Genomic DNA, 22942 nt, shown 5'->3' on the forward strand with positions numbered 1-22942 from the left:
TGCGACGTGGGGTTTTCTTTTTGCGCTTCGCAACGATGCAGCGTCAGATTTCGATCTTCGTGCCCAGTTCCACCACGCGATTTGCGGGAATGCTAAAGAAATCGGTGGGCTTCGCCGCGTTCTGATGCATCCACGCGAACACGCGCTCGCGCCACACCGACATGCCCGGCAGTTCCGTCGGCACGACTGTCTCGCGCGCCATGAAGAACGACGTGTCCATCAGCTCGAAGGTCATTGCGTGGGTGCGCGTGATCTGTTCGAGCACGGCCTTCACGTCCGGCGTCTCGTTGAAACCGTACGCCGCCTTCACGAGGAACAGCCCGCCGCCGATGTCCTTCACTTCGAGACGATGCGCGTCGTCGACATAAGGAATGTCACGCGTCGTGAAGTTCATGAAAATGGTGCGCTCGTGCAGCACCTTGTTGTGCTTGAGATTGTGCAGCAGGCTCACGGGCACGAGCGAATCGCTGCCGGTGAGATAGATCGCCGTGCCCGACACGCGATGCGGCGGATGCGCGAGCAGGCCCTGCAGAAACGGCATCAGCGGAATGCCGTCCGCGGCGGTGCGGTCCTTCACGATCATGCGACCCTTGTACCAGGTCATCAGCAGGAAGAAGAGCGCCCCGCCGATGCACAGCGGCAGCCAGCCGCCCTGCTCGACTTTCAGCAGGCTCGCGCCGAAAAAGCCAATGTCGATCATCAGGAACACGGTGATCATCCCGCCGACGAGCCAGCGGTTCCAGCCCCACAGATTCACCATCACGACCGACACGAGGATCGTGGTCGTCAACATCGTCGCGGTGACGGCCAGACCGTACGCGGCGGCAAGATTCTCCGAGCTTTTGAAGCCGATGACGATGCACAGGATGATGAAAAGCAGCATCCAGTTGACGAGCGGAATGTAGATCTGGCCGATCGCGAGCTCCGAGGTATGCAGGATCTTCATGCGCGGCACGTAGCCGAGCTGGATCGCCTGGCTCGTCAGCGAATACGCGCCGGAAATGACCGCCTGCGATGCGATCACGGTCGCGACCGTCGACAGGATCACGAGCGGCAGCAAAGCCCAGTCGGGCGCGAGCAGGAAGAACGGATTCTCTATTGCCTTCGGATCGTGCATCAGCAACGCGCCCTGGCCGAAATAGTTCAGCAGCAGCGACGGCATCACGAAGCCATACCAGCCGTAACGGATCGGCTTCACGCCGAAGTGACCCATGTCCGCGTACAGCGCTTCCGCGCCGGTCAGGACCAGCACGACCGACCCGAGCACGATATACGCCTGCAATACGTGCTGCGCCATGAAGGAAATCGCGTAGTACGGATTGAGCGCGACGATAATGCGCGGCTCGATCACGATATGCGCGGCGCCGAGCACAGCGAGCGTCGCGAACCACACGACCATGATCGGGCCGAAGAGCTTGCCGACCACCGCCGTGCCGTGGCGCTGAATCCAGAAGAGCAGGATCAGGATGACGATCGTGATCGGCAGCACGTAGGGCGTGAGCTTGGGCGCCGCGATCTCCAGACCTTCGACTGCCGAGAGCACCGACATCGCGGGCGTGATGACCGCATCGCCATAGAACATGCATGCGCCGAAGATGCCGAGCATCATGAGCACGCCGGAGACCTTGCCGGCCTCTTTCACGCTGCGCAGCGCGAGCGTCGTCATTGCGAACACGCCGCCTTCGCCGTTGTTGTCGGCGCGCATGACGAAGAGCACGTACTTGACGGCGACGACCATGACGATCGCCCAGAAGAGCAATGAGATGACGCCGAGAATCGACGCCTCGGACAGGCCGATGCCGTGCGACGGGCTAAAGGCTTCCTTCAATGAGTAGAGAGGACTCGTGCCGATGTCGCCGAAAACGACGCCGATGGCCGCGAGCGCAAGCGAGGGCAATGGTTGTTTATGCTCGTGCGCGTGAGTCGTGTTAGTCATAAAAGCGAGATATCCGTCCAGAGCGGAAAGAAACGAACGCCATTCTATCTAACGTCGCACGCCAAGATGCCGTCTCGCGTGTTGCTGCAGCGCCACGAGAGACGCGATTGAGAGTGTAGCATCGCGCCTCGCACGCGTCGGCAAGCGCGTCGGACACAATCCTTCGCGCTTCGCTGTTCGCTGCAGCCAATGAAAAACGCCGTTGCGCCCGGCTTGGTGCCAGGCGAACGGCGTTATCGGCGCGAACGGTCAGGCCGTGGCGCTCAGCCGCGGCCGTTTTGCGTGCCGCGCTTGATCCATGCGCCGAGGTTGTGCGGACGGACCGTGTCCCACTCCTCGAACGGCTGATGAATCCACGGATTCGTTTCAAGATGCTGAACGTGATAGTCGGGCTTGACCTTGGAGCATGCCTTGTACCAGAGCACCGCGGAGCGCACGGCCGTGATCGCCGGATAACGTTCCTTCAGATGCTCCTGCACGCGTGCGAGCGTGACGCCCGAATCGACCAGATCGTCGACGAGCAGCACGTTGCCGGACAGATCGCCGCGCGTCATCGTGATGTATTGCGCGATGTCGAGATCGCCCTGCTCCGTGCCCGCCGCCTCGCGGTACGAGCTCGTTGCGAGAATGGCGAGCGGCAGGTCGTAGATGCGCGAGAGCTGGTCGCCCACGCGCAGGCCGCCGCGCGCGAGGCATAGGATCTTGTCGAACTTCCAGCCCGACTCGTGCACCTTCAGTGCGAGCAGTTCGATCAGCCGGTGGTATTCATCCCAGCCGACCCAGAGGTTCTTGTCGTCGTTGCGCGGGTCCGTCATCGCGATCATGGTGAGGCTCTTTCAAATGCTTAGGTTATATACGAAATGTGGCCGCAGATGCGGCCACATTCTTTACAGCGTCCGGTTGCGGTCGAGGCGCTTGTCGCGCTCAGACCTTGAACGGATGACGGAGCAGGATGGTTTCGTCACGGTCCGGACCGGTCGACACCATGTCGATCGGCACGCCCGCGACTTCCTGCACGCGCGTGAGATAGGCGCGCGCGTTCTCCGGCAGGCCGTCCCATTGCGTGATGCCGATGGTGCTTTCCTTCCAGCCGCCGAACGTTTCGTATACCGGCTCGCAACGCGCGACTTCCGATGCGCCGCGCGGCAGGATATCGACCGGCTTGCCGTCGAGCGTGTAGCCGGTGCAGAGCTTGACTTCATCGAGGCCGTCGAGCACGTCGAGCTTCGTGATGCACAAGCCCGAGACGCCGTTGATCTGGATCGCACGGCGCAGCGCGGCGGCGTCGAGCCAGCCGGTGCGGCGCGGACGGCCCGTGACCGAACCGAATTCCTTGCCGACGGTCGCGAGATCCAGGCCGACCTTTTCCTGGCGTTGCGGATTGTCGGCATCATACAGCTCGCTCGGGAACGGGCCCGAGCCGACGCGCGTGCAATACGCCTTCGTGATGCCGAGAATGTAGTTCAGACGCTGCGGCCCGATGCCCGCGCCGGCCGTTGCCGCGCCCGCGACGCAGTTGCTCGACGTGACGAACGGATACGTGCCGTGGTCGATATCGAGCAGCGTGCCTTGCGCGCCTTCGAACAGCAGATTGCTGCCGGTGTGGTTCGCGTCGTAGAGGCGGCGGGAGACGTCCGTGACCATGGGCGCGAGACGGTCGGCATAGCCGAGCATCGTGTCGAGCGTTTCCTGGAAATCGACGGCTTTCGCGCCGAGGTATTGCGTCAGCACGAAGTTGTGGAAGTCGAGCGCTTCGCGCAGGCGTTCCTCGAACACCGCACGGTCGAAGAGATCCTGCACGCGCAAGCCGCGACGCGCGACCTTGTCTTCGTACGCCGGGCCGATGCCGCGGCCGGTCGTGCCGATCTTGCCGGCGCCGCGCTTGGCTTCGCGCGCCTGGTCGATGGCAACGTGGTACGGCAGAACGAGCGTGGCGGCTTCGGAAATGAAGAGGCGCTTCTGGACGTCGATGCCAGCCGCTTCCAGTTCGTCGATTTCCTTGAACAGCGCTTCCGGCGACAACACGACGCCATTGCCGATGTAACAGGCCGTGCCCGCGCGCATGATGCCCGACGGAATGAGGCGCAGAATGGTCTTCTTGCCGCCGATGATGAGCGTATGGCCGGCGTTGTGACCGCCCTGGAAGCGCACGACGCCTTGGGCGTGGTCCGTCAGCCAGTCGACGATCTTGCCCTTGCCCTCATCACCCCACTGGGTGCCCACCACGACGACGTTGCGCCCCGGGTTCACATTCACTGCACTGGCAGACATGTTGATTCGTTAGCTGGTTAAAAACGTATTTTACCTATGTTCGCGAAAGGTTCCGAGTTTTTCGGGACGCGTTTCGCGATTTCGTCACGCTCGCGCGATTGGAATCGGCTAAGCAAAATCCCTTGCCGATCAAGCGACTGTATGCGCTGGCCGCTTCAGGGGCGGGTTTCGACCGTCCACTTGCCGTCACGTTCGACGAGCACGCGATCGAACGCGAATTCGTCCAGATCGTGTTCATGGCCGGGCAGCGCCTGGATCACCACTTCGCCCGCGTCGCGGAGCGCGAGAATCGCCGCGCGCAGCGGCTCGTCGTGCTTCCACGGTGCGAGGATCGCGCTACCGCGCGCGTCGACCGGGGAAATGCGCGCCACTTCGCGCAGATCGAGCGAAAAGCCCGTCGCGGGCCGCGCACGGCCGTAGGCCAGACCGACGTCGTCGTACCGGCCGCCGCGCGCGACCGCGTTCGGCACGCCATCGACGTAAGCCGAGAACATCACGCCGCTGTGATACGCATAGCCGCGCAAGTCCGCGAGATCGATCATCAGTTCCGCGCCTTCGACTTGCCCCGCGAGAAACGCGAGATCGTCGAGCGCGCGCGCGATCACCGGCAGATTCGGCAGACGGCCACGCGCGATCTGCAGCACCGACGCATCGCCGTACAGCGACGGCAGCGCGCGCAGCGCCTCGCGCGGTACCTGTCCGAGATGCGCGGTCAGTTCGTGGAGGCGCGGCACGTCCTTGCTCGCGAGCGCGTCGTAGAGCGCCTCGCCGAGCGACGCCGCGGCCGGCTCGAGTTCCAGCAACGCGGCAAGCACACCCGCGTGACACAGATCGAGACGCACTTTCGTCAGACCTGCGAGATGCAGCGAGTCGAGCATCAATTGCTGGATCTCGAGATCCGCTTCCAGTCCCGCGTGACCGTAGATTTCCGCGCCGATCTGAATCTGCTCGCGCGTGGCGTGCAGCCCGCGCGGACGCGTATGCAGCACGACGCCCGCGTAGCACAGACGCGTCACGCCCTGACGATTCAGCAGATGCGCGTCGATGCGCGACACCTGCGGCGTGATGTCCGCGCGCAGGCCGAGCGTGCGCCCGGACAGCTGATCGACGAGCTTGAAGGTGCGCAAATTCAGGTCGCTTCCGCCGCTCGTCAGCAGCGATTCGAGATACTCGAGCATCGGCGGCATGACGAGTTCGTAGCCGTAGGACCGGAAACGGTCGAGCAGACGGCGGCGCAACTCTTCGATCTTGCGGGCTTCCGACGGCAGAACGTCGGCGATATTCTCGGGAAGTAACCAGGTGGACATCGATGCGATTCCTACGGGACGCGAGGCTCGACGCTTCGTGCGTGGCGCTCGTCGGTCAGGGACGAAAAGATAGAAACAAGATAGGCGAAACGGTGCGATGCTGCCGGGCGCGGCTCACGTCGCGATCAGGAGCAGTATCAGGCCGAGCACCATCGCGACCAGCCCGCCGATGCGGATGTGGTGCGTCGGCCGCTCCGCGATGCGGCGAAAAGTGTCGCGCCACGCGGTCGGAAAAACGAAGGGAAACATACCTTCGATGATCAGCATCAACGCAAGAGCGAGCAGTAACGTCTCGGCCATGTCCAAGGGATTTTTATAGGCCACGCAGCCAGCACAGGCTGGCCGCGCGGCGCGCGCACGGGATCAGCGCTTTACCGTGGCCGGAGCCGGCGTGTCAGCCGCGCCGCCGGTCGGGCTCTTCATGAAGCGGAAGAAATCGCTGCTCGGATCGACGACGATGACGTCGCCCGGCTTGAACGTCTTCTTATACGCTTCGAGGCTCTGATAGAACTGGTAGAACTGCGGATCGCGTCCGTACGCATCGGCCGCTATGGCCGCCGCCTTGCTGTCTCCTTCGCCCTTGATCGACTGCGCCTGGCTGTACGCGTCGGCGAGAATCGCCTGCTGCGTGCGCTCGGCGTCGGCCTTGATCTTGTCCGCCTCCGCCGTGCCCTTCGCGCGCTCGTTCGCCGCCGCCTGCTGGCGCGCCGCGATCATGCGCTTGTAGACCGCATCCGCTACGGCCGGCGGGAAGTCGATGCGCGTCATCTGCAAATCGACCATTTGCACGCCGAATGCCGCGGCCGCGCCTTCCACGCTCTTTTGCGCGTCGGTTTCGATGGCCTGCTGATTGCCGAGCGCGTCCGTCAGCGAGCGCTTCGCGAAGCCGCTCGCGAGCGCGGTGCGCGTGAGCGCGGTGATGCGTTCCTCGGCCGTCTGCGTGTTCTTCTCGTTGCTTTCGAAGAGCTTCAAGGGATCGGCGACGCGATACTTGATCACCGTGTTCACCAGCACTTCGTTCTTGTCCGATGTCGAGAAACGATCGGCGCCGGATTCGTCGATGGTGAGCGTACGCGTGTCGATGAGCGTGAGCGTCTGGAACGGCGGCGGCAGCTTGAAATGCAGCCCCGGGCCTTCGAGACGCGGATTGCCTTCGCCATGCGCGGCGACGACGGCGGCATGCCGTTCGTCGACGGTGAAGATCATCGACGATCCGATGAACAGCACGATCACGACAGCGACGATGAGCGCAAAAATTCGATTCATGTCGCGCTCCTTATTGCAGGTCGTCTTGACGACTGCGGGAGCGGAACGCATCGCGCGAACGCAGCGGATCGCCGCCGGCATTGGCGCTCGCGCCGCTGGCCGCGCTGGCCGGCGCAACCGCGGCCGGCGCCGATGCGCTCGCCGCGCCCTGCGCGCGCGCCTGAGGCGCTTCGGACGCGCCCGACGCCACCGCGCCGCTGGCGGCATCCGCCGATTCCTTCACCTGCTGTCGATTGGCCTCGACGAGCTTGTCGAGCGGCAGATACACCACGTTATTGCCGGCCTTGCTATCGACGAACACCTTCGTCGTGCGCGAGTAGATCTGCTGCATCGTGTCCAGGTACATGCGTTGACGAATGACCGCGGGCGCCTTCGAATATTCCGCGTACACCTCTTTGAAGCGCTCCGCGTCGCCCTGCGCCTGCGTGACTTCGCGATTGCTGTACGCCCTCGCCTCGTCGATCAGCTTGGCGGCATCGGCCTTCGCGCGCGGCAACAATTGATCCGCGTAGGCTTGCGCCGTATCGCGGGCGCGCTCGTTGTCCTGACGCACGCGCGCCGCTTCCTCGAACGCCGACTGCACCTGTTGCGGCACCTGCACGCTTTGCACGGCGACGCCCGTCACTTGCAGACCGGTGCGATAGGTATCGAGCGAGCGCTGGATCGTTTCGATGAGGCGCGCGCGGAGCGCTTCGCGATCCTTGTAGAGCATGTCGTCCGTCGAAAGACTGCCGGCGATCTCGCGGATCGCCGACTGCGCCGCTTGCGTGACGCTGTCGTCGGCGTTGATGCTGCGGAACAGGAAATCGGTGGGCGACTTGATCTGGTATTGAACGGCGAAGCGCACGTCGACGATATCCGCGTCGTTCGTCAGCAGCGACGCGTCGCGCACGTTGCCTTGCGACAGCGCGGTGCCGCGCCCGACTTCGACGGAGCGGATCTGCGACGTATCGACGATTTCGCTCGACTGGAACGGATACGGCAGACGCCAGTGGATGCCTTGCGCGACCGTCTGACGATATTGTCCGAACTGGGAGACGACGCCGACATGGCCGTCCTGCACGACGAACACACCGCTGCCGAGATAGATGGCGATAAGCACGCCGATAACGATGCCGAGCCCGATCTTCGTGCCGCGGCCATTCTCGCGCGGCGCGCCGTTGCCGGGCTTCCGGCCGAACACGCCCGCGATGCGGCGGTTGAATTCGCGCCACATCTCGTCGAGATCGGGCGGACCTTCGTCCTTGCCGTTCGGACGCTTGCCGTCCTGCGGACGCTTCGAGTCGTTCTTCACGCCATTGCCGTCGCCCCGCCCCCAGCGCGGATCGTTGATCGAAAAGACGGCAGGCTCAGCTTGCCGGTTAGTCCGCTCTTTGTAGTCGTTCACTCGGTGATTCACCATTAGACAGCCGGGGTCGACGCCGGGTCGATGCAATTCCGAAGGCACTCAGTGTCCGTGCTCGGGAACCTTTTGATTGTCACGCTCGACGGCCGGCCGATGGTCATCCGGCTGCGCGTTCGTGTCGTGTATGGCGTTTGACCCGGACTGCGTGGATTGCGTTGCTTCGGACGCCTCGTGCGGCCCCGGAAATTCGGCGAGCACGCTGGGTAGGCCCGCATCGGTTTCTTCGGATTCCGCCGTGGCTATTTCGGCGATGGCAGCGCGCAGCGCATCGAGCCCCTGACCCGTGCGTGCGCTCAAGAAAACGCGCGAAATATTACCATACTCGTCCCTTTCAACCGCTTCGCCACGGGCCGCGAGCTCGGGCACCGCATCGATCTTGTTGAAGACGAGAATCTGTCGAATGTTGTCCGCGCCGATGCCGCGCAACACCTCGTTCACCTGATCGATCTGATCGAGGCGCACCGCGCTCGATGCATCGACGACGTGCAGCAGCACGTCCGCATGAATGGTTTCTTCGAGCGTGGCGCGGAATGCGGCGACCAGTTGGTGCGGCAATTCGCGGATGAACCCGACGGTATCCGACACGACGACATGGCCCGCTTCCTCGCCGAGGAACACGCGGCGCGAAGTCGTATCGAGGGTGGCGAAGAGCTGGTCCGCCGCGTACGCCTGCGCTTTCGTGAGCGCGTTGAACAAGGTGGACTTGCCCGCGTTCGTATAGCCGACGAGCGACACGGACATCGTGCGATTGCGCGCGCGCTGACGTCGCTGCGTGCCGTGCTGGCGGCGCAGTTTCTCGAGACGCGACTTGAGCGCCTTGATGCGCTCGCCGATCAGACGCCGGTCGGTTTCGAGCTGCGTTTCGCCCGGACCGCGCAGGCCGATGCCGCCCTTCTGCCGTTCGAGGTGAGTCCACGCGCGAATGAGGCGCGTCGACAGATATTGCAGTTGCGCGAGTTCGACCTGCAGCTTGCCTTCGTGACTGCGGGCGCGCTGCGCGAAGATATCGAGAATGAGGCTCGTGCGATCGACCACGCGGCGATTCAGCGCGACTTCGAGATTGCGCTGCTGCGCGGGCGCGAGCGCGTGATTGAAGATGACGAGCTCGACGTCGTTCGCTTCGCACTGCAGACGCAGTTCCTCGACCTTGCCGCTACCGATGAACATCTTGGCATCGGGACTCTGACGGCGGGCGGTGAGCGTGACGGCGGGATGGGCGCCCGCACTTTGTGCGAGCAGACTGAGTTCTTCGAGACTGGCTTCGAAATCGATCTTGCCGAAGTCGATGCCGACGAGCGCTGCGTTAATCAAATTAATATGTTTAAGTATTTGAAGCGACCGGCGAGTTGCTTAATGTTCGCATTAGAAGTGGCAATTTCGCGCCGGCCGCGACGAGGTTTAGGACGGTTCAGCGTCCGGGTGGAAGTTCACCGGGCGAGCGGGCACGACCGTCGAAATGGCGTGCTTATAGACCATCTGGGTGACCGTATTTCGGAGCAACACGACGTACTGGTCGAACGATTCAATGTTCCCTTGGAGCTTGATGCCGTTGACCAGATAGATCGAGACCGGCACGTGCTCTTTACGCAGTGCGTTCAAAAACGGGTCTTGTAACAATTGCCCTTTGTTGCTCATAGCAAACTCCGTGTTTTTTTGCAGGTTGGAAGTATTGTGGACGAAGAAAAAGAGATCCGCCGACAATCGCTACACTATAGCTGATTTTCGCTGTTTTACGTTTCAGTAGCCGGATCGGCCAAATGGCCAGCGGCACCGAAGCGTAAGGCTTCACGCGGCTCTTACTCCTTGTCCGCGTAAGGGTTTCGACTCGATCGAAACTCTATGCGAAGTGGAGTGCCGGCGAGCCCAAAAGTTTCGCGAAAGCGCCCTTCCAGATATCGCTTGTACGTGTCCGTGATCGCGTCGAGCGCGTTGCCGTGCACGACGATGATCGGCGGATTTTGCCCGCCCTGATGCGCGTAGCGCAGCTTCGGACGCACCGGGCCACGCCGGCGCGGCTGCTGGAATTCCACCGCCTCGATGAGCGCGCGCGTCAGCTTCGGCGTCGGCAGCTTGGCCATCGCGGCGGCGTAGGCGTCGTCGACCGATTTCATCAACGCGCCGATGCCCGTCTTCTCCAGCGCCGAAACGTAGTGGAATTTAGCAAAGTCCAAAAACTTGAGCTTGCGCGTCAGGTCCGACTTCGTGCGCTCACGCACATGCGAATCGAGACCGTCCCACTTGTTCACGCCCACCACGAGCGCACGGCCCTGCTCGACCACGAAACCGGCGATATGCGCGTCCTGTTCCGAGATGTCCTGCTGCGCATCGAGGAGAAGAATGACGACGTTGGCATCCGCGATCGACTGCAGCGTCTTCACGACCGAAAACTTTTCGATCGCTTCGAACACCTTGCCGCGCCGACGCAGGCCGGCCGTGTCGATCAATGTGTATTTGCGGCCTTGTCGCTCGAAATCAACATAAATCGAATCGCGCGTGGTGCCCGGCATGTCGAATGCGATCACCCGCTCTTCGCCGATCAGCGTGTTCACGAGCGTCGACTTGCCGACGTTCGGACGCCCGACGATCGCAATCTTGACGCCATGTTTCGCCTTCTCGTCTTCCGACTCTTCCGGCTGATCCTTGTACGCGATATCCAGCGCGTCGTTGATCATTTCGACGACGCCGTCGCCGTGCGCCGCCGAGATCGCGCGCGGATCGCCGAGACCGAGCTCGTAGAAGTCCGCCGCGACCGCCGAGTACTTCATGCCTTCGGCCTTGTTGACGACGAGAAAGAGCGGCCGGCCCGTCTTGCGCAGATAGTCGGCGATCGCCTTGTCCTGCGGCGCGAGCCCATTGCGTCCATCGACGATGAACACGACGATATCGGCCTCTTCCACCGCCTGGCGCGTCTGCCGCGCCATCTCGTGCAGAATGCCGTCCTTCGCCACCGGCTCAAAGCCGCCCGTGTCCACCACGAGATACGGGCGTTCGCCGCCCACACGGCCTTCGCCGTAATGACGGTCGCGCGTCAGGCCCGGCAAATCCGCGACGAGCGCGTCGCGCGAGCGCGTCAGCCGGTTGAAAAGAGTCGATTTCCCAACATTGGGGCGCCCGACGAGGGCAATCACGGGTTTCATCTGATTTTGTTCAAGGTTGAACGCAAGGCGAACGCGGAACGGGCGGTACAACCGTCTCGTTGCGTTCCGCTACGCCGCGCAATGGCTGCGCTTGTCGAAAATTAGCATGGATTCGGCCTGCCGCACGCGAGGCGCGCTGGTCGGCCGGATCGTCGGCGGTCGTTCGCCGGTTCCGCCTCGTTCGAGGCTCTTCTTGCACGACGCCTTCGCGCGTCGCGCTTCGTTCTTGCGACCCTGCTTTTGCATGCGGGTTTTATCGCGATGCGCGCATGACGCAGCGCTTCTTTCTCGTGCGGCTCGCCGTGGCGAGCCTGCCGCGCCGCGCAACATCGACGGCGCGCTTGCTATTCAGGACCGCGAGCAAGCCTGACTCGCTCGCGGTCCGGCTGCGATCAGTTGCTCGGACGGAAACCGTAGAGATCGCCGTCATGCGTCTGCACGACGAGCGTGTTGCCCGCCATCACGGGCGCAGCGGTGATCGCGCTGCCATCGGTCGGCGCGCGGCCGATCAGTTCGCCGTTTTCCACGTTCAGGAAGTGCACGAAGCCCTTGTAATCGCCCACGACGACCGCGCGGCCGAGAATGTACGGCACGCTGACACTGCGGTTCTTCAGCACGTCCGTCTTCCAGAGCGGCGTGCCATCCGACGCGCGGAACGCATTGACGACCGACCAGTCGTCGCCGGCGGCCACGATCTGCTCGTCCTGAGCCAGGCCGCTGTCGCTCGAAAAGTTCTTTTCCCAAACCGGGCGGCCCGAATTTGCATCGAAGCAGCCGATACGGCCCTGGAACGTCACCGCGCAAGTCTGCGCGCCGACGAGTCCCGGCGCGCCGGTCACGTCGTTGATGCGCTCGACTTCGGTCACGCCCTTCGGATACGACACCGGCGCTTGCCAGAAGGCATCGCCCGATTGCAGGTTGATCGCCGCGAACGTGCCGCCGGGGAAGCCCGCGAGCACAGCCTGATTGGCCGCGAACGTCATGCCGGCCGCGACGCGCAGATTCAGTGGCACCGCGCGCAACTGGAAGATCCACTTCTGCTCGCCGGTCTGCGCGTTGAACGCGATGACCTTGCCGTCGATCGTACGCACGATCACGAGATCGTTGCCGACCAGCGGCGGCGAAACGATCTCGCCCGGCGCGGTTGCTGTCCACAGCAGCTTGCCGTCGGGGCCGAGCACGTCGACCTGCCCCTTCAGACCGCCTACGGCCGTGAGATTGCCGTCGCTGCCGACGCCCGCGGACAGATCGTCCTTCAGTTTGACGCGCCAGACGTCCTGACCGGTCTTCGCGTCGATCTTGGCGACGGAGCCGTTCGCGCCCGCGGCATAAACGTAATCGCCGACCGCGACCGGCGAGAACAGATAACGGCCAGCCTTGCCGACGCTTGCCTTCCACGCCTGGTTGACGTTCAGCACCGGCTTGAACTCCGCGAGCGGTACCGGCACGCGGCGTTCATCCTTGGTCGACGAGCAAGCGGTCAACAAGACGGTCATCGCGCAAGCGAGCGGCACGGCGTAGCGTTTCAAAAATGTCATCGGTGGACGCAACATGAATTGGTGAATTGGGTTGATCGGCGCTGCCCGCCGCGTCGCTTCATGGCGACACCGTGGCGGGCGGCTTGATTGACTGATGGCAGGGATCGAAGACGAACCGATTGGAAACCAGCCGGATCAGCCGCCGAGCGCGTCGAGCTTGAACTGAATCAGCTGACGGGCGGACGTGTCGTTCTCGGGCAGCGCCGTCAGCGCGACCTTGTAGGCCGCGCGCGCGTCGTCGCGTTTGCCTTGAGCTGCGAGCAGGTCGCCACGGCGGTCCGCGATCACGCCTTTGAACGCTTCGAGAGGCTGCTCGGCTAGCAGTTTCAGGCCCGCGTCGTAGTTCTTCTCGTCGAGCAGCACGAGCGCCAGACGCAGCTTCGCGATCTGCTTGTACTCTTCGTCCTTCGCGTGGTCGATGGCCCATTGCAGTTGCGCCTTCGCGCCAGCCGTGTTGCCCGCCATGTAGAGCGATTTCGCGGCCGCGAGCGCGGTCATCTGCGCGTAGCCGGTGCCGCCGAACTTGTCTTCCATGTCCGTCGCGACGCGCTGGACCAACGCCTGATTGTTTCCGTCCACTGCCTGCTGCAGATGGTCGTAAAGCACCGACGCCTCGGCGGCCTGACGGCGCTGCCAGAAATTCCATCCGTTGTACCCGGCCGCAATGACGAGCGCCACGAGCACAACCCACGTCGTGGTGTTACCCCATTTGGCCCACCAGGCCTTTACGCTTTCAAGTGATTCTTGTTCGTCGTGATAGCTCATCGTCCAGCTATTCCTTCCTGCGTTTCAATTCCCTCAACGAGTTCCGCGCACGATGCCGGATCGCCCCGATCAGGCCCACGCGCGCGGCAATGCGCCTGAATCTCAGGCACCCTCGTCATCGGCGGTTGCAACCATCGCATTGATTAGGTATTCGGTCAAGTCTTCCGCCCGAACGTTCACTTGCTCGTTCTTTTGTCCGCCGGACGTTTCGTCGATCGAGCGGCGCAGCGGCTTGACGCCGATCATACCTTGCGCGAGTTCGTCCTCTCCGAGCACTACGGCGAACGCCGCGCCGCTCGCGTCGGCCTTTTTCATCTGCGACTTGAAGCTCGCGGACGCGCCGTCCGGGCTGCAATGCAGAATGACGTCGAGGCCCGTGTCGCGCAGCCGCTCGGCGACGATGAACGCCTGCTCCGCCGCCGCTTCGCCCTGATGCACGACATAGACGTCCGTGCCTTCGGCTTCCGGCACGAGCTGCTCTTCCTTCAGCAATTCGAGGATGCGCTCGACGCCCATGGCCCAGCCGCACGCGGCCGTCGGCTTGCCGCCGAGCTGTTCGATCAGCGGATCATAGCGACCGCCGCCCGCGACCGTGCCCTGCGCGCCGAGCTTGTCGGTGACCCACTCGAACACGGTCAGGTTGTAGTAGTCGAGACCGCGCACGAGACGCGGGTTGATCGTAAACGGAATGTTGTTCGCCTTCAAAAGCCGCTGCACGCCCTCGAAGTGCTTGCGCGATGCGTCGCCGAGAAAGTCGACGAGCTTCGGTGCGTTCTGCGCGATCTCCTGCATCGCCGGATTCTTCGTGTCGAGCACGCGCAGCGGGTTCGTGTAGAGCCGGCGCTTCGCTTCCTCGTCGAGGGAATCGACGTGTTTTTCCAGATACGCGATCAGTTCCTTGCGATGCGCCGCGCGCTCTTCGGCCTGACCGAGCGAATTCAGTTCGAGGCGGATGCCGGTGAGTCCGAGGTCGTCCCACAGACGCTGGCACATCATGATGATTTCGGCGTCGGTGTCCGGCCCGGCGAAGCCAAGCGCCTCCACGCCGACCTGATGGAACTGGCGATAACGCCCGCGCTGCGGACGCTCATGACGGAACATCGGACCGACGTACCACAGACGCTTCGGGCCGTCGTACAACAGGTTGTGCTCGATGGTCGCGCGCACGACCGCCGCGGTGTTCTCCGGGCGCATCGTCAGATGCTCGCCGTTGAGCGCGTCGGTGAAGCTGTACATCTCCTTCTCGACGATGTCGGTCACTTCGCCGATGCCGCGCGTGAACAACTGCGTGTGCTCGACGATCGGCGTGCGGATGTTCTGATAGCCGTATGCGCGCAGCATCGACTTGACGGTGGTTTCGAAGAAATCCCACAACGCGGCATCCTGCGGGAGGATGTCGTTCATGCCCTTCACGCCGCTCAGTTTCTCGAGCCGTTTCTTCTGTTCAGTCATCTGTCTTTAGAGTGATGCCGCGGACGTCTCGACGCGCTGCCCATAGGTACGCTCGACATAGTCGCTGACGATTTGCTGGAATTCCTCGGCGATGCGCTCGCCGCGCAGCGTCTTCACCTTCACGCCGTCGATGAACACGGGCGCCGCCGGATTCTCGCCCGAACCCGGCAAGCTGATGCCGATATTGGCGTGCTTCGATTCGCCCGGCCCGTTGACGATGCAGCCCATCACCGCGACGTGCATCTTCTCGACGCCGGGGTACTGATCGCGCCACGTGGGCATCGAGTTGCGCAAGTAGCTTTGAATCTGCGACGCCAACTCCTGGAACAGCGTGCTCGTCGTGCGGCCGCAGCCGGGACACGCGATGACCATCGGCGTGAAGGAGCGCAGGCCCATCGTCTGCAGGATTTCCTGGCCCACGACGACTTCGCCGGTGCGCGCGCCGCCCGGCTCCGGCGTGAGCGAAATGCGAATGGTGTCGCCGATGCCTTCCTGCAGCAGCACCGAAAGCGCCGCCGTCGATGCAACGATGCCCTTGGAGCCCATGCCCGCTTCGGTCAGGCCGAGATGGAGCGCGAAGCTGCAACGCTTCGCGAGTTCGCGATACACGGCGATCAGATCCTGCACGCCGCTGACCTTGCACGACAGGATGATCTTGTCGCGGCCGAGACCCAGTTCGACGGCGCGCTCCGCCGAGCCGACCGCGGATTGAATCAGCGCCTCGTACATCACGCTTTGCAGTTCCCACGGATTCGAACGCGCGGCGTTTTCGTCCATCATGCGCGCGAGCAGATCCTGATCGAGACTGCCCCAGTTCACGCCGATACGCACCGGCTTGTCGTATTTGATCGCGGCTTCGATCATCTGCGCGAATTGCGTGTCGCGCTTCGCGCCCTGGCCGACGTTGCCCGGATTGATCCGGTATTTCGACAGCGTCTCGGCGCACGCGGGATGATCGCGCAGCAGCAGATGGCCGTTGTAGTGGAAATCGCCGACGAGCGGCACCGTCACGCCCATGCGATCGAGTTGCTCGCGGATATGCGGCACGGCCGCCGCCGCTTCCGGCGTATTCACCGTAATGCGGACGAGCTCGGAGCCCGCCTGCGCCAGTTCCTTGATCTGGATGGCCGTGCCAATCGCGTCCGCCGTGTCGGTGTTGGTCATCGACTGCACGCGCACCGGCGAATCGCCGCCGATCGTCACGAGCTGGCCACCCCAGCGCACATCGACGGCATGCGATGACCGGCGCGTCAACGGACCGCCGAAGACCGGCTCGGTCGAACAAATCTTGCTGTTGATCAGGGATTGAGCTTCGGATTGCATCGAAAAACCCTTTGGCAACCTTGCCGCCGATACGGCGCCGGTCGCGTGTGTGGAACCTCAAACGGGCGTCACGGCTTGCACCGTGACGCCCTCGACTTGTCCGCCGCGCTGGACAGATCGATCTCGCAAGCTCAAGGCAGCGAGAGACGCGCGACGTTTCCGCGTGCGGACGAATAGCGTTTGGCGTCGACGGGCTCGTCATCGACCGACAGCGACTCGACGCCCTTCACGTTGCCGACGGTCACCTTGAACGGCGCCTCGCCTTCCACGCGCTGGGTGTTGCCCGCGCGCACGAGTCCGGAATACAGTTCCTTGCCGTCCTTGCCGCGCACGCTGAACCAGCTATCTTCCTTCACTTTCAATTCGATCGCGCTCGAACCGCTGCCCGCGACGGCCGGAGCCGACGCCGCCATCGCAACAGCCGAAGCCGCCTTCGCGGCCGATGCGGGCGCCGCCGCAGCCGGCGCGCTCGCGCCCTGCACCGCGGACAGCGTCGACGACGAAGCCGGCAGCGCGTTCGTGCCGAGCGGACGCGGCATCGGCTGCTCGCCCGGGCCGGCCGCCACTTCGGGCAGCGACGCTTCGCCGGTGTTGGCGGCCGCGGCCTCGTCGGGCGTCGGCGCGGATGTCGTGCCCGACGCTTCGTTCGATGCCGAAGCAGGCGCGGACGTCGACGACAGACCGATGCCCGTCGTCGCCTTGAGGCGCGCGAGCCAGTTGTTCGAATCGCCGCCGGTGTGCCACATCACGAGCACGGCCAGCACGACGATGATGGCGAGCACGCCCCACATCCACGAGCGCTTGCGGCCCGACGAATTGCCGAGCGGCACCGACACGCGTCCGCGCGGCAGACCCGCGCCCGCCGACGCCGGCACCTTCAGATTCTGCGCGATGTCATCGCCGCTGCGCCGGAACGCCTGCGTGAACGGCGCCGGATCGGCGCCGAGAATCTTCGCGTAACTGCGCACGATGCCCGCCGCGAACGTGCGATCGGGCAACTGGCTGATATCGCCCGCTTCGAGCGCGAGCAGTTTCGGCGGCGACACCTTGAGACGCGCGGAAACGTCGTCGATCGACCATGCTTTCGCCTGGCGAAGTTGCGCGAGACGCGCGCCGACCGCCTGTATCGAGTCCAGATTCCCCGCCTGGCTCGCATTCGATGCCGCCCTTTCCGCGTCGCCCAGGCCGTCGTACTGACTGCCGGACCGGTTGTTGCCGGAATGACTGCCGAAAGGCGTCGGGTGCTGCGGCTCACTCATGCCAAATTCCTCGCATCGATTCTTCTATATAGCGCTGTTGCGTCGTTCGGTTCCAAAAACCCCGTGCACGATACAACCGCAGCGCCATTGCAGACCGCTTTATAACAAAATGTTCGGCTTTTAGCGCCGCATCCAGACGCTTGCTGCGCCCTCCGCTGCGGCTTTTTTCGATGCGGACGCCCGGTCAGACCGCCCGCACCTCGATCGTCTTGCTGCCTGCACGGCCCATGCGTTCGGCAAGACGCGTGCGGTCCTGCACCGCGCCCGCGAGTTGACCGCACGCAGCGTCGATATCGTCGCCGCGCGTCTTGCGCACGGTCGTTACGACGCCCGCATCGATCAACACCTGCGCGAACCGCTTGATCTGCTCGTTCTTCGAGCGCGTCAACCCCGACTCCGGAAACGGATTGAACGGGATCAGATTGAACTTGCACGGCACGTCGCGCGTCACCGCAAGCAATTCGCGCGCGTGCGCTTCGGTGTCGTTGACGCCGTCGAGCATGCAATATTCGAACGTGATGAAGTCGCGCGGCGCGACCTTCAGATAACGCTGACACGCGGCCATCAATTCGCGCAGCGGGTACTTCTTGTTCAGCGGGACCAGCATGTCGCGCAGCGGATCGTTCGGCGCGTGCAGCGATACCGCGAGCGCCACCGGCAGGTCGGCCGCGAGGCGGTCCATCATCGGCACGACGCCGGAGGTCGACAAGGTCACGCGACGGCGCGACAAGCCATAGGCGTTGTCGTCGAGCATCAGGCGCATGGCCGGCACGACGGCGTCGTAATTGAGCATCGGCTCGCCCATGCCCATCATCACGACGTTCGTGACGACGCGCTCGCCCTTGCCCGGCCCGCCGACTTCGCGCCCGAGCGACTTGCGCAGCGCGAACTCCGCCATGCGCAACTGGCCGATGATCTCGCCCGTCGTCAGGTTTCGGGAAAAACCCTGCTTGCCGGTGGAACAGAACCGGCAGTTCACCGCGCAACCCGCCTGCGACGACACGCACAGCGTGCCGCGCGTCTCTTCGGGGATGAACACGGTTTCGACCGCGTTGCCGTTGCCGACGTCGACCAGCCATTTGCGGGTGCCGTCGGCGGAAACGTGGTCGCTGATGATGTCGGGCATCGCCATGTTGGCGCGGCCCTTGAGTTTTTCGCGCAGCGATTTCGCGAGATCCGTCATGCCGTCGAAGTCTTCGGCACCATATTGGTGGATCCAGCGCTGCAATTGCTTGGCGCGAAACGGCTTTTCGCCCAGGCTCGCGCAGTACGCGGTGAGCCCGGCGGCGTCGAGATCGAGGAGATTGACGGTGGTGCTGCTCGTCATGTCAAGTTCTGCCATTTCAGATTGCGAAGCCCGGTATCTTCCCGGGACCGTTCGCGCCAATTTCTGCTTCTTTTCGTACCGCTTTTATTGCGTCGAGGCGCGATGCCCGCGATGACCGAACAGCCATCGCGGCTTTCAACGCGAAAATTAACGCGAGTAGACGTTCACTTGCGGGAAGAAGAACGCAACTTCTTGCGCTGCCGTTTCCGGCGCGTCCGAACCGTGAACCGCGTTCGCGTCGATGCTGTCGGCGAAGTCGGCGCGGATCGTGCCCTTGTCCGCCTTCTTCGGGTCGGTCGCGCCCATCAGGTCGCGATTCTTCAGGATGGCGTTCTCGCCTTCCAAGACTTGAATCATCACCGGACCCGAGATCATGAATTCGACCAGATCCTTGAAGAACGGACGTGCGGCGTGCACGGCGTAGAACTTCTCGGCGTCGGCGCGCGACAGATGAACCATGCGCGACGCAATGATCTTCAGACCTGCGTTCTCGAAACGGCTGTAGATCTGGCCGATAACGTTCTTTGCCACTGCGTCCGGCTTGATAATCGACAGGGTGCGCTCGATCGCCATAAAAACTCCAAAAAATGAACGGTTTACGGATTAAAACGAATCGACAATTGTAGCACGAAGCAATGTATCATTGCGATTGAAACCTTACGGCATCGTAAGGATCAAACCCTGCGAGGACTTGGCTGTCCGGACGGCCGAACTGACCTTTCGGGCTATTGAATTCGGCGCGCGCCGGGGCCATATTGGAACAAAACGCTGCATTGCAACCGGAACCACGCGGCGCGGGCACCAAGCGGTTCTAATATTGGCTTAAGTCCGCGCACCTTATCATTCGTATATGACGAAGTCGCGGGAAGACCGAACGACAGACAATTGGAGCAAGGAGAAACCATGAACGAATCACCCTACAGCTTTGGCCGTAATGGCAGCGTCACCTCGGTCGAGGTGCGCAACCGCGTGCTGCGCAACACCTACTGGCTGCTCGCGCTCTCGATGGTGCCGACGGTGCTCGGCGCATGGGTCGGCGTCGCGACGGGCTTCTCGCTGTTCGCGGCTACCAGCCCGGCAATGAGCTTCATCGCGTTCCTCGCGATCGCGTTCGGCTTCATGTTCGCCATCGAGAAAACCAAGAACAGCGGCATGGGCGTGGTCGTCCTGCTCGGCTTCACGTTCTTCATGGGCCTGATGCTCTCGCGTCTCCTGAGCTTCATTCTCGGGTTCTCGAACGGACCGCAACTGATCATGATGGCCTTCGGTGGCACGGGCGTGATCTTCGCGGCCATGGCGACCATCGCGACCGTCAGCAAGCGCGATTTCTCGGGCCTCGGCAAGTTCCTGTTCATGGGCGTGATCGTCATTCTGCTGGCGGCGTTCGCGAACATCTTCCTGCAGTTGCCCGCGCTCATGATGACGATCTCCGTGCTCGCCATCGTGATCTTCTCGGCGTACATGCTGTTCGACGTGCAGCGCGTGGTGAACGGCGGCGAGACGAACTACATCAGCGCGACGCTCGCGATCTATCTCGACCTGTATAACGTGTTCACGAACCTGCTGGCGCTGCTCGGCATCTTCGGCGGCAACCGCAACTAAGCGCGCCAAACGCGGCAGAAACGAAAAACCGGCCTTCGGGCCGGTTTTTTTGTGCCTGCGAAGCGCCGCAGCCGGATCAGTCGCGCTCGAACAACGCAATCGATTCGACGTGCGACGTGTGCGGGAACATGTTCACGACGCCCGCGCCCTTCATCCGATAACCCGCTTCGTGCACGAGCAGGCCGGCGTCGCGCGCGAGCGTCGCCGGATTGCACGACACATAGACGATGCGCTCGGGCAACGGTCCATCGCCGCTCTGGGCGATGTCCGCGAGCGCCTTCGACACGGCGAGCGCGCCTTCGCGCGGCGGATCGATGAGAAACTTGTCGAAGCGGCCAAGCGCGCGCAGGTCGTCGGCGGTCACTTCGAAGAGATTTCGGCACGCGAACGACGTGTGGCCATCGACGCCATTCGCCTTCGCGTTCTCCAACGCGCGGGCCGTCAGCGCTTCGCTGCCTTCGATCCCGACAACCGCACGCGACACCCGCGCGAGCGGCAGCGTGAAATTGCCGATGCCGCAAAAAAGGTCGAGCACGCGATCCGACTTCTCCGGAGCAAGCAGGCTGAGCGCCCGGCTCACCAGCACGCGATTGATCTGGTGATTCACCTGCGTGAAGTCGGTCGGCTTGAACGGCATGCGGATATCGAATTCCGGCAGCGTGTAAGCGAGCTCGCTATCGAGCGGATAGAACTGATAAACCGTGTCCGGTCCTTTCGGCTGGAGCCACCATTGGACGCCGTGCGCATCGGCGAAAGTGCGCAGCAGCCCTTCGTCGGCTTCGGTCAGCGGCTCCAGAATGCGCAGCACGAGCGCCGTGACGTCCGATCCGACCGCGAGCTCGATCTGCGGCATGCGATCGCGAATCGACAGGCCCGCCACCAGATGGCGCAGCGGCACGAGCATCGCGGAAACATGCGGCGGCAGCACTTCGCAGCTCGTCATGTCGGCGACGTAACTGCTCTTGCGCTCGTGAAAGCCGACCAGCACGCCGCCCTTCTTTTCGACGTGCCGCACGGTCAGGCGCGCGCGATAGCGATATCCCCACGACGGCCCGTGAATCGGCCGGAACATGGTTTCGGCGCGCAGTTTGGACAGATGTTGCAGGTTGTCTTCGAGCACGCGCTGCTTCACGGCGATTTGCGCGCGAACATCCAGATGCTGCATCGAGCAGCCGCCGCAAATACCGAAAAACTGGCACTTCGGCTTCGCGCGAATCACGCTCTCGCGCAGCACGCTCACCACTTGCGCCTGCTCGAAGCTCGGCTTTTTGCGGTAGCTCGAATAGCTGACACGTTCGCCAGGCAACGCGCCTTCGACGAAGATGACCTTGCCCGGCTCTCCGTTTTCGTTGACCGTGCGACCGACGCCGCGCGCTTCCATGTCGAGCGACTCGATTTCGATTTCGGGCGCGACGAAGTTCGGATCGGGCGTGACGGATTTCGCCGGCGCGGCGCGGCGGCGATGCTGGGTTTTTCGAGCGGCTTCGGACACCTGCGTACTTCCTGACTTATCGTGGGGCAAAGGCGAGATTGTAGACGAACGTCACGCTCTCATTCGACGAACGCCGCCAGATACTCCGCCCAGTGCGGCGAAGTCTCCTGCGCGAGCGCATTCTTGACGAAGTTGATTTCGTCGGCGTACTCGTCGGGCGTGAAGCCGCCGCGCATCATCTGAAAACGACAGTACATCAGATACGTGTTGACGACATCGGTCTCGCAATAGTTGCGGATTTCGTCGATATGGCCGTCGCAATACGCTTCCCAGACCTTGCCGCCGTCCATGCCGAGCTTGCCGGGAAAGCCGCATAGCTTCGCGAGCGCATCGAGCGGCGCATTGGCGCGCGCCTGATACATCGCGAGCACGTCCATCAGGTCGATGTGCCGCATGTGATAGCGGCTGATGTAGTTGTTGAACTTGAACTCGCGGTCGTCCTGACCGAGATCCCAGTAGCGCGGCGCGGCGATGCCGTGCACGAGCGCGCGGTAGTGGAGCACGGGCAGATCGAAGCCGCCGCCGTTCCACGACACGAGCTGAGGCGTGTATTTCTCGATCACGCGATAGAACGACTGGATGAGCGCGGCCTCGCCGTCGGCCGTCGTGCCGAGCGAGCGCACGCGAAAGCCGTTGTTGTCGCGAAACACGCACGAAATCGCCGCGACACGCTGCAGATGATGCGGCAAGAAATCATTGCCGACGCGCTCGCGGCGCGCTTCGAACGCATGTTCGGCGACCTCGCGGTCGGAGAGATCGTCGGGCAAATCTTCGAGACGGCGAATGCCGTCGACATCGGGGATTGTCTCGATGTCGAAAACGAGAATCGGTGTCATTGAATCCTGGAGCGCGACGCCCCAAG

20 protein-coding genes are annotated in these 22942 nt (G+C 63.1%); 1 reads left to right on the forward strand and 19 read right to left on the reverse strand.

Annotated features, from left to right (window positions below; genetic code table 11):
• Positions 1-43: 43 nt before the first annotated feature.
• The 17 genes from NCS00_RS07995 to ndk form a co-directional block, all read right to left on the reverse strand.
• Positions 44-1936 (reverse strand): potassium transporter Kup, encoded by a 1893-nt coding sequence (locus NCS00_RS07995; RefSeq protein ID WP_250434818.1) that lies wholly within the window; start codon positions 1934-1936, stop codon positions 44-46.
• Positions 1937-2199: 263 nt separating this feature from the next.
• Positions 2200-2760, reverse strand: a complete 561-nt coding sequence (locus NCS00_RS08000; RefSeq protein WP_008349397.1) for a phosphoribosyltransferase — start codon at positions 2758-2760, stop codon at positions 2200-2202.
• 100 nt (positions 2761-2860) lie between these two features.
• A complete protein-coding gene (locus NCS00_RS08005; protein ID WP_008349396.1) occupies positions 2861-4207 on the reverse strand; it encodes an adenylosuccinate synthase in 1347 nt (448 codons plus the stop codon).
• A gap of 155 nt (positions 4208-4362) precedes the next feature.
• Positions 4363-5514 carry an ATP phosphoribosyltransferase regulatory subunit gene (locus NCS00_RS08010; protein WP_008349394.1) on the reverse strand — a complete coding sequence of 384 codons (1152 nt, stop codon included), beginning with the start codon at positions 5512-5514 and terminating at the stop codon, positions 4363-4365.
• Positions 5515-5628: 114 nt separating this feature from the next.
• Positions 5629-5820 (reverse strand): DUF2065 domain-containing protein, encoded by a 192-nt coding sequence (locus NCS00_RS08015; protein ID WP_033536382.1) that lies wholly within the window; start codon positions 5818-5820, stop codon positions 5629-5631.
• A 57-nt stretch (positions 5821-5877) separates the two neighbouring features.
• The gene (gene hflC, locus NCS00_RS08020; RefSeq protein WP_008349390.1) at positions 5878-6780 is read right to left on the reverse strand and encodes a protease modulator HflC; all 903 of its coding nucleotides are present in this window, start codon (positions 6778-6780) and stop codon (positions 5878-5880) included.
• A 10-nt stretch (positions 6781-6790) separates the two neighbouring features.
• Positions 6791-8167 carry an FtsH protease activity modulator HflK gene (gene hflK / locus NCS00_RS08025; RefSeq protein ID WP_008349387.1) on the reverse strand — a complete coding sequence of 459 codons (1377 nt, stop codon included), beginning with the start codon at positions 8165-8167 and terminating at the stop codon, positions 6791-6793.
• Between the two features lie 60 nt (positions 8168-8227).
• Complete coding sequence (gene hflX, locus NCS00_RS08030) at positions 8228-9496, reverse strand: GTPase HflX (protein WP_250439827.1); 1269 nt, start codon at positions 9494-9496, stop codon at positions 8228-8230.
• A gap of 87 nt (positions 9497-9583) precedes the next feature.
• A complete protein-coding gene (hfq, locus tag NCS00_RS08035) occupies positions 9584-9820 on the reverse strand; it encodes an RNA chaperone Hfq (protein WP_008349383.1) in 237 nt (78 codons plus the stop codon).
• 161 nt (positions 9821-9981) lie between these two features.
• Positions 9982-11322, reverse strand: coding sequence for a ribosome biogenesis GTPase Der (gene der, locus NCS00_RS08040; RefSeq protein ID WP_008349381.1), 1341 nt, complete (start codon positions 11320-11322; stop codon positions 9982-9984).
• 392 nt (positions 11323-11714) lie between these two features.
• Entirely contained in the window at positions 11715-12860 is a 1146-nt protein-coding gene (gene bamB / locus NCS00_RS08045; RefSeq protein ID WP_008349379.1) for an outer membrane protein assembly factor BamB, read from the reverse strand.
• Between the two features lie 135 nt (positions 12861-12995).
• Complete coding sequence (locus NCS00_RS08050) at positions 12996-13625, reverse strand: tetratricopeptide repeat protein (RefSeq protein WP_008349377.1); 630 nt, start codon at positions 13623-13625, stop codon at positions 12996-12998.
• A 102-nt stretch (positions 13626-13727) separates the two neighbouring features.
• Entirely contained in the window at positions 13728-15077 is a 1350-nt protein-coding gene (hisS, locus tag NCS00_RS08055) for a histidine--tRNA ligase (protein WP_008349374.1), read from the reverse strand.
• 6 nt (positions 15078-15083) lie between these two features.
• Positions 15084-16400: a flavodoxin-dependent (E)-4-hydroxy-3-methylbut-2-enyl-diphosphate synthase gene (gene ispG / locus NCS00_RS08060; protein ID WP_008349373.1), complete on the reverse strand. Its 1317-nt coding sequence runs from the start codon at positions 16398-16400 to the stop codon at positions 15084-15086.
• Positions 16401-16531: 131 nt separating this feature from the next.
• A complete protein-coding gene (locus NCS00_RS08065; RefSeq protein ID WP_250439828.1) occupies positions 16532-17659 on the reverse strand; it encodes a helix-turn-helix domain-containing protein in 1128 nt (375 codons plus the stop codon).
• Between the two features lie 184 nt (positions 17660-17843).
• On the reverse strand, positions 17844-18986 hold the full coding sequence (gene rlmN, locus NCS00_RS08070; protein ID WP_008349370.1) for a dual-specificity RNA methyltransferase RlmN: 1143 nt from the start codon (positions 18984-18986) through the stop codon (positions 17844-17846).
• A 147-nt stretch (positions 18987-19133) separates the two neighbouring features.
• A complete protein-coding gene (gene ndk / locus NCS00_RS08075) occupies positions 19134-19559 on the reverse strand; it encodes a nucleoside-diphosphate kinase (RefSeq protein WP_008349368.1) in 426 nt (141 codons plus the stop codon).
• A gap of 330 nt (positions 19560-19889) precedes the next feature.
• Here ndk and NCS00_RS08080 point away from each other — a divergent pair, with 330 nt between their 5' ends.
• The gene (locus tag NCS00_RS08080) at positions 19890-20588 is read left to right on the forward strand and encodes a Bax inhibitor-1/YccA family protein (RefSeq protein WP_008349366.1); all 699 of its coding nucleotides are present in this window, start codon (positions 19890-19892) and stop codon (positions 20586-20588) included.
• Between the two features lie 76 nt (positions 20589-20664).
• Here NCS00_RS08080 and rlmD read toward each other — a convergent pair whose 3' ends face one another.
• Together rlmD and NCS00_RS08090 are read right to left on the reverse strand one after the other, a co-directional pair.
• On the reverse strand, positions 20665-22080 hold the full coding sequence (gene rlmD, locus NCS00_RS08085; protein WP_250439829.1) for a 23S rRNA (uracil(1939)-C(5))-methyltransferase RlmD: 1416 nt from the start codon (positions 22078-22080) through the stop codon (positions 20665-20667).
• 59 nt (positions 22081-22139) lie between these two features.
• On the reverse strand, positions 22140-22916 hold the full coding sequence (locus NCS00_RS08090) for a 3'-5' exonuclease (RefSeq protein WP_008349363.1): 777 nt from the start codon (positions 22914-22916) through the stop codon (positions 22140-22142).
• Positions 22917-22942: the final 26 nt, after the last annotated feature.

This window comes from Caballeronia sp. AZ1_KS37, assembly GCF_023631165.1.
GTDB classification, from domain to species: Bacteria; Pseudomonadota; Gammaproteobacteria; order Burkholderiales; family Burkholderiaceae; genus Caballeronia; species Caballeronia zhejiangensis.

Bases quoted from the DNA above. Each gene is read 5' to 3' on its own strand.
- NCS00_RS07995 (WP_250434818.1), bottom strand. From the start codon at position 1,936: ATGACTAACACGACTCACGCGCACGAGCATAAACAACCATTGCCCTCG.
- NCS00_RS08000 (WP_008349397.1), bottom strand. From the start codon at position 2,760: ATGATCGCGATGACGGACCCGCGCAACGACGACAAGAACCTCTGGGTC.
- NCS00_RS08005 (WP_008349396.1), bottom strand. From the start codon at position 4,207: ATGTCTGCCAGTGCAGTGAATGTGAACCCGGGGCGCAACGTCGTCGTG.
- NCS00_RS08010 (WP_008349394.1), bottom strand. From the start codon at position 5,514: ATGTCCACCTGGTTACTTCCCGAGAATATCGCCGACGTTCTGCCGTCG.
- hflC (WP_008349390.1), bottom strand. From the start codon at position 6,780: ATGAATCGAATTTTTGCGCTCATCGTCGCTGTCGTGATCGTGCTGTTC.
- hfq (WP_008349383.1), bottom strand. From the start codon at position 9,820: ATGAGCAACAAAGGGCAATTGTTACAAGACCCGTTTTTGAACGCACTG.
- der (WP_008349381.1), bottom strand. From the start codon at position 11,322: ATGAAACCCGTGATTGCCCTCGTCGGGCGCCCCAATGTTGGGAAATCG.
- bamB (WP_008349379.1), bottom strand. From the start codon at position 12,860: ATGACATTTTTGAAACGCTACGCCGTGCCGCTCGCTTGCGCGATGACC.
- NCS00_RS08050 (WP_008349377.1), bottom strand. From the start codon at position 13,625: ATGAGCTATCACGACGAACAAGAATCACTTGAAAGCGTAAAGGCCTGG.
- hisS (WP_008349374.1), bottom strand. From the start codon at position 15,077: ATGACTGAACAGAAGAAACGGCTCGAGAAACTGAGCGGCGTGAAGGGC.
- ispG (WP_008349373.1), bottom strand. From the start codon at position 16,400: ATGCAATCCGAAGCTCAATCCCTGATCAACAGCAAGATTTGTTCGACC.
- NCS00_RS08065 (WP_250439828.1), bottom strand. From the start codon at position 17,659: ATGAGTGAGCCGCAGCACCCGACGCCTTTCGGCAGTCATTCCGGCAAC.
- rlmN (WP_008349370.1), bottom strand. From the start codon at position 18,986: ATGACGAGCAGCACCACCGTCAATCTCCTCGATCTCGACGCCGCCGGG.
- ndk (WP_008349368.1), bottom strand. From the start codon at position 19,559: ATGGCGATCGAGCGCACCCTGTCGATTATCAAGCCGGACGCAGTGGCA.
- NCS00_RS08080 (WP_008349366.1), top strand. From the start codon at position 19,890: ATGAACGAATCACCCTACAGCTTTGGCCGTAATGGCAGCGTCACCTCG.
- NCS00_RS08090 (WP_008349363.1), bottom strand. From the start codon at position 22,916: ATGACACCGATTCTCGTTTTCGACATCGAGACAATCCCCGATGTCGAC.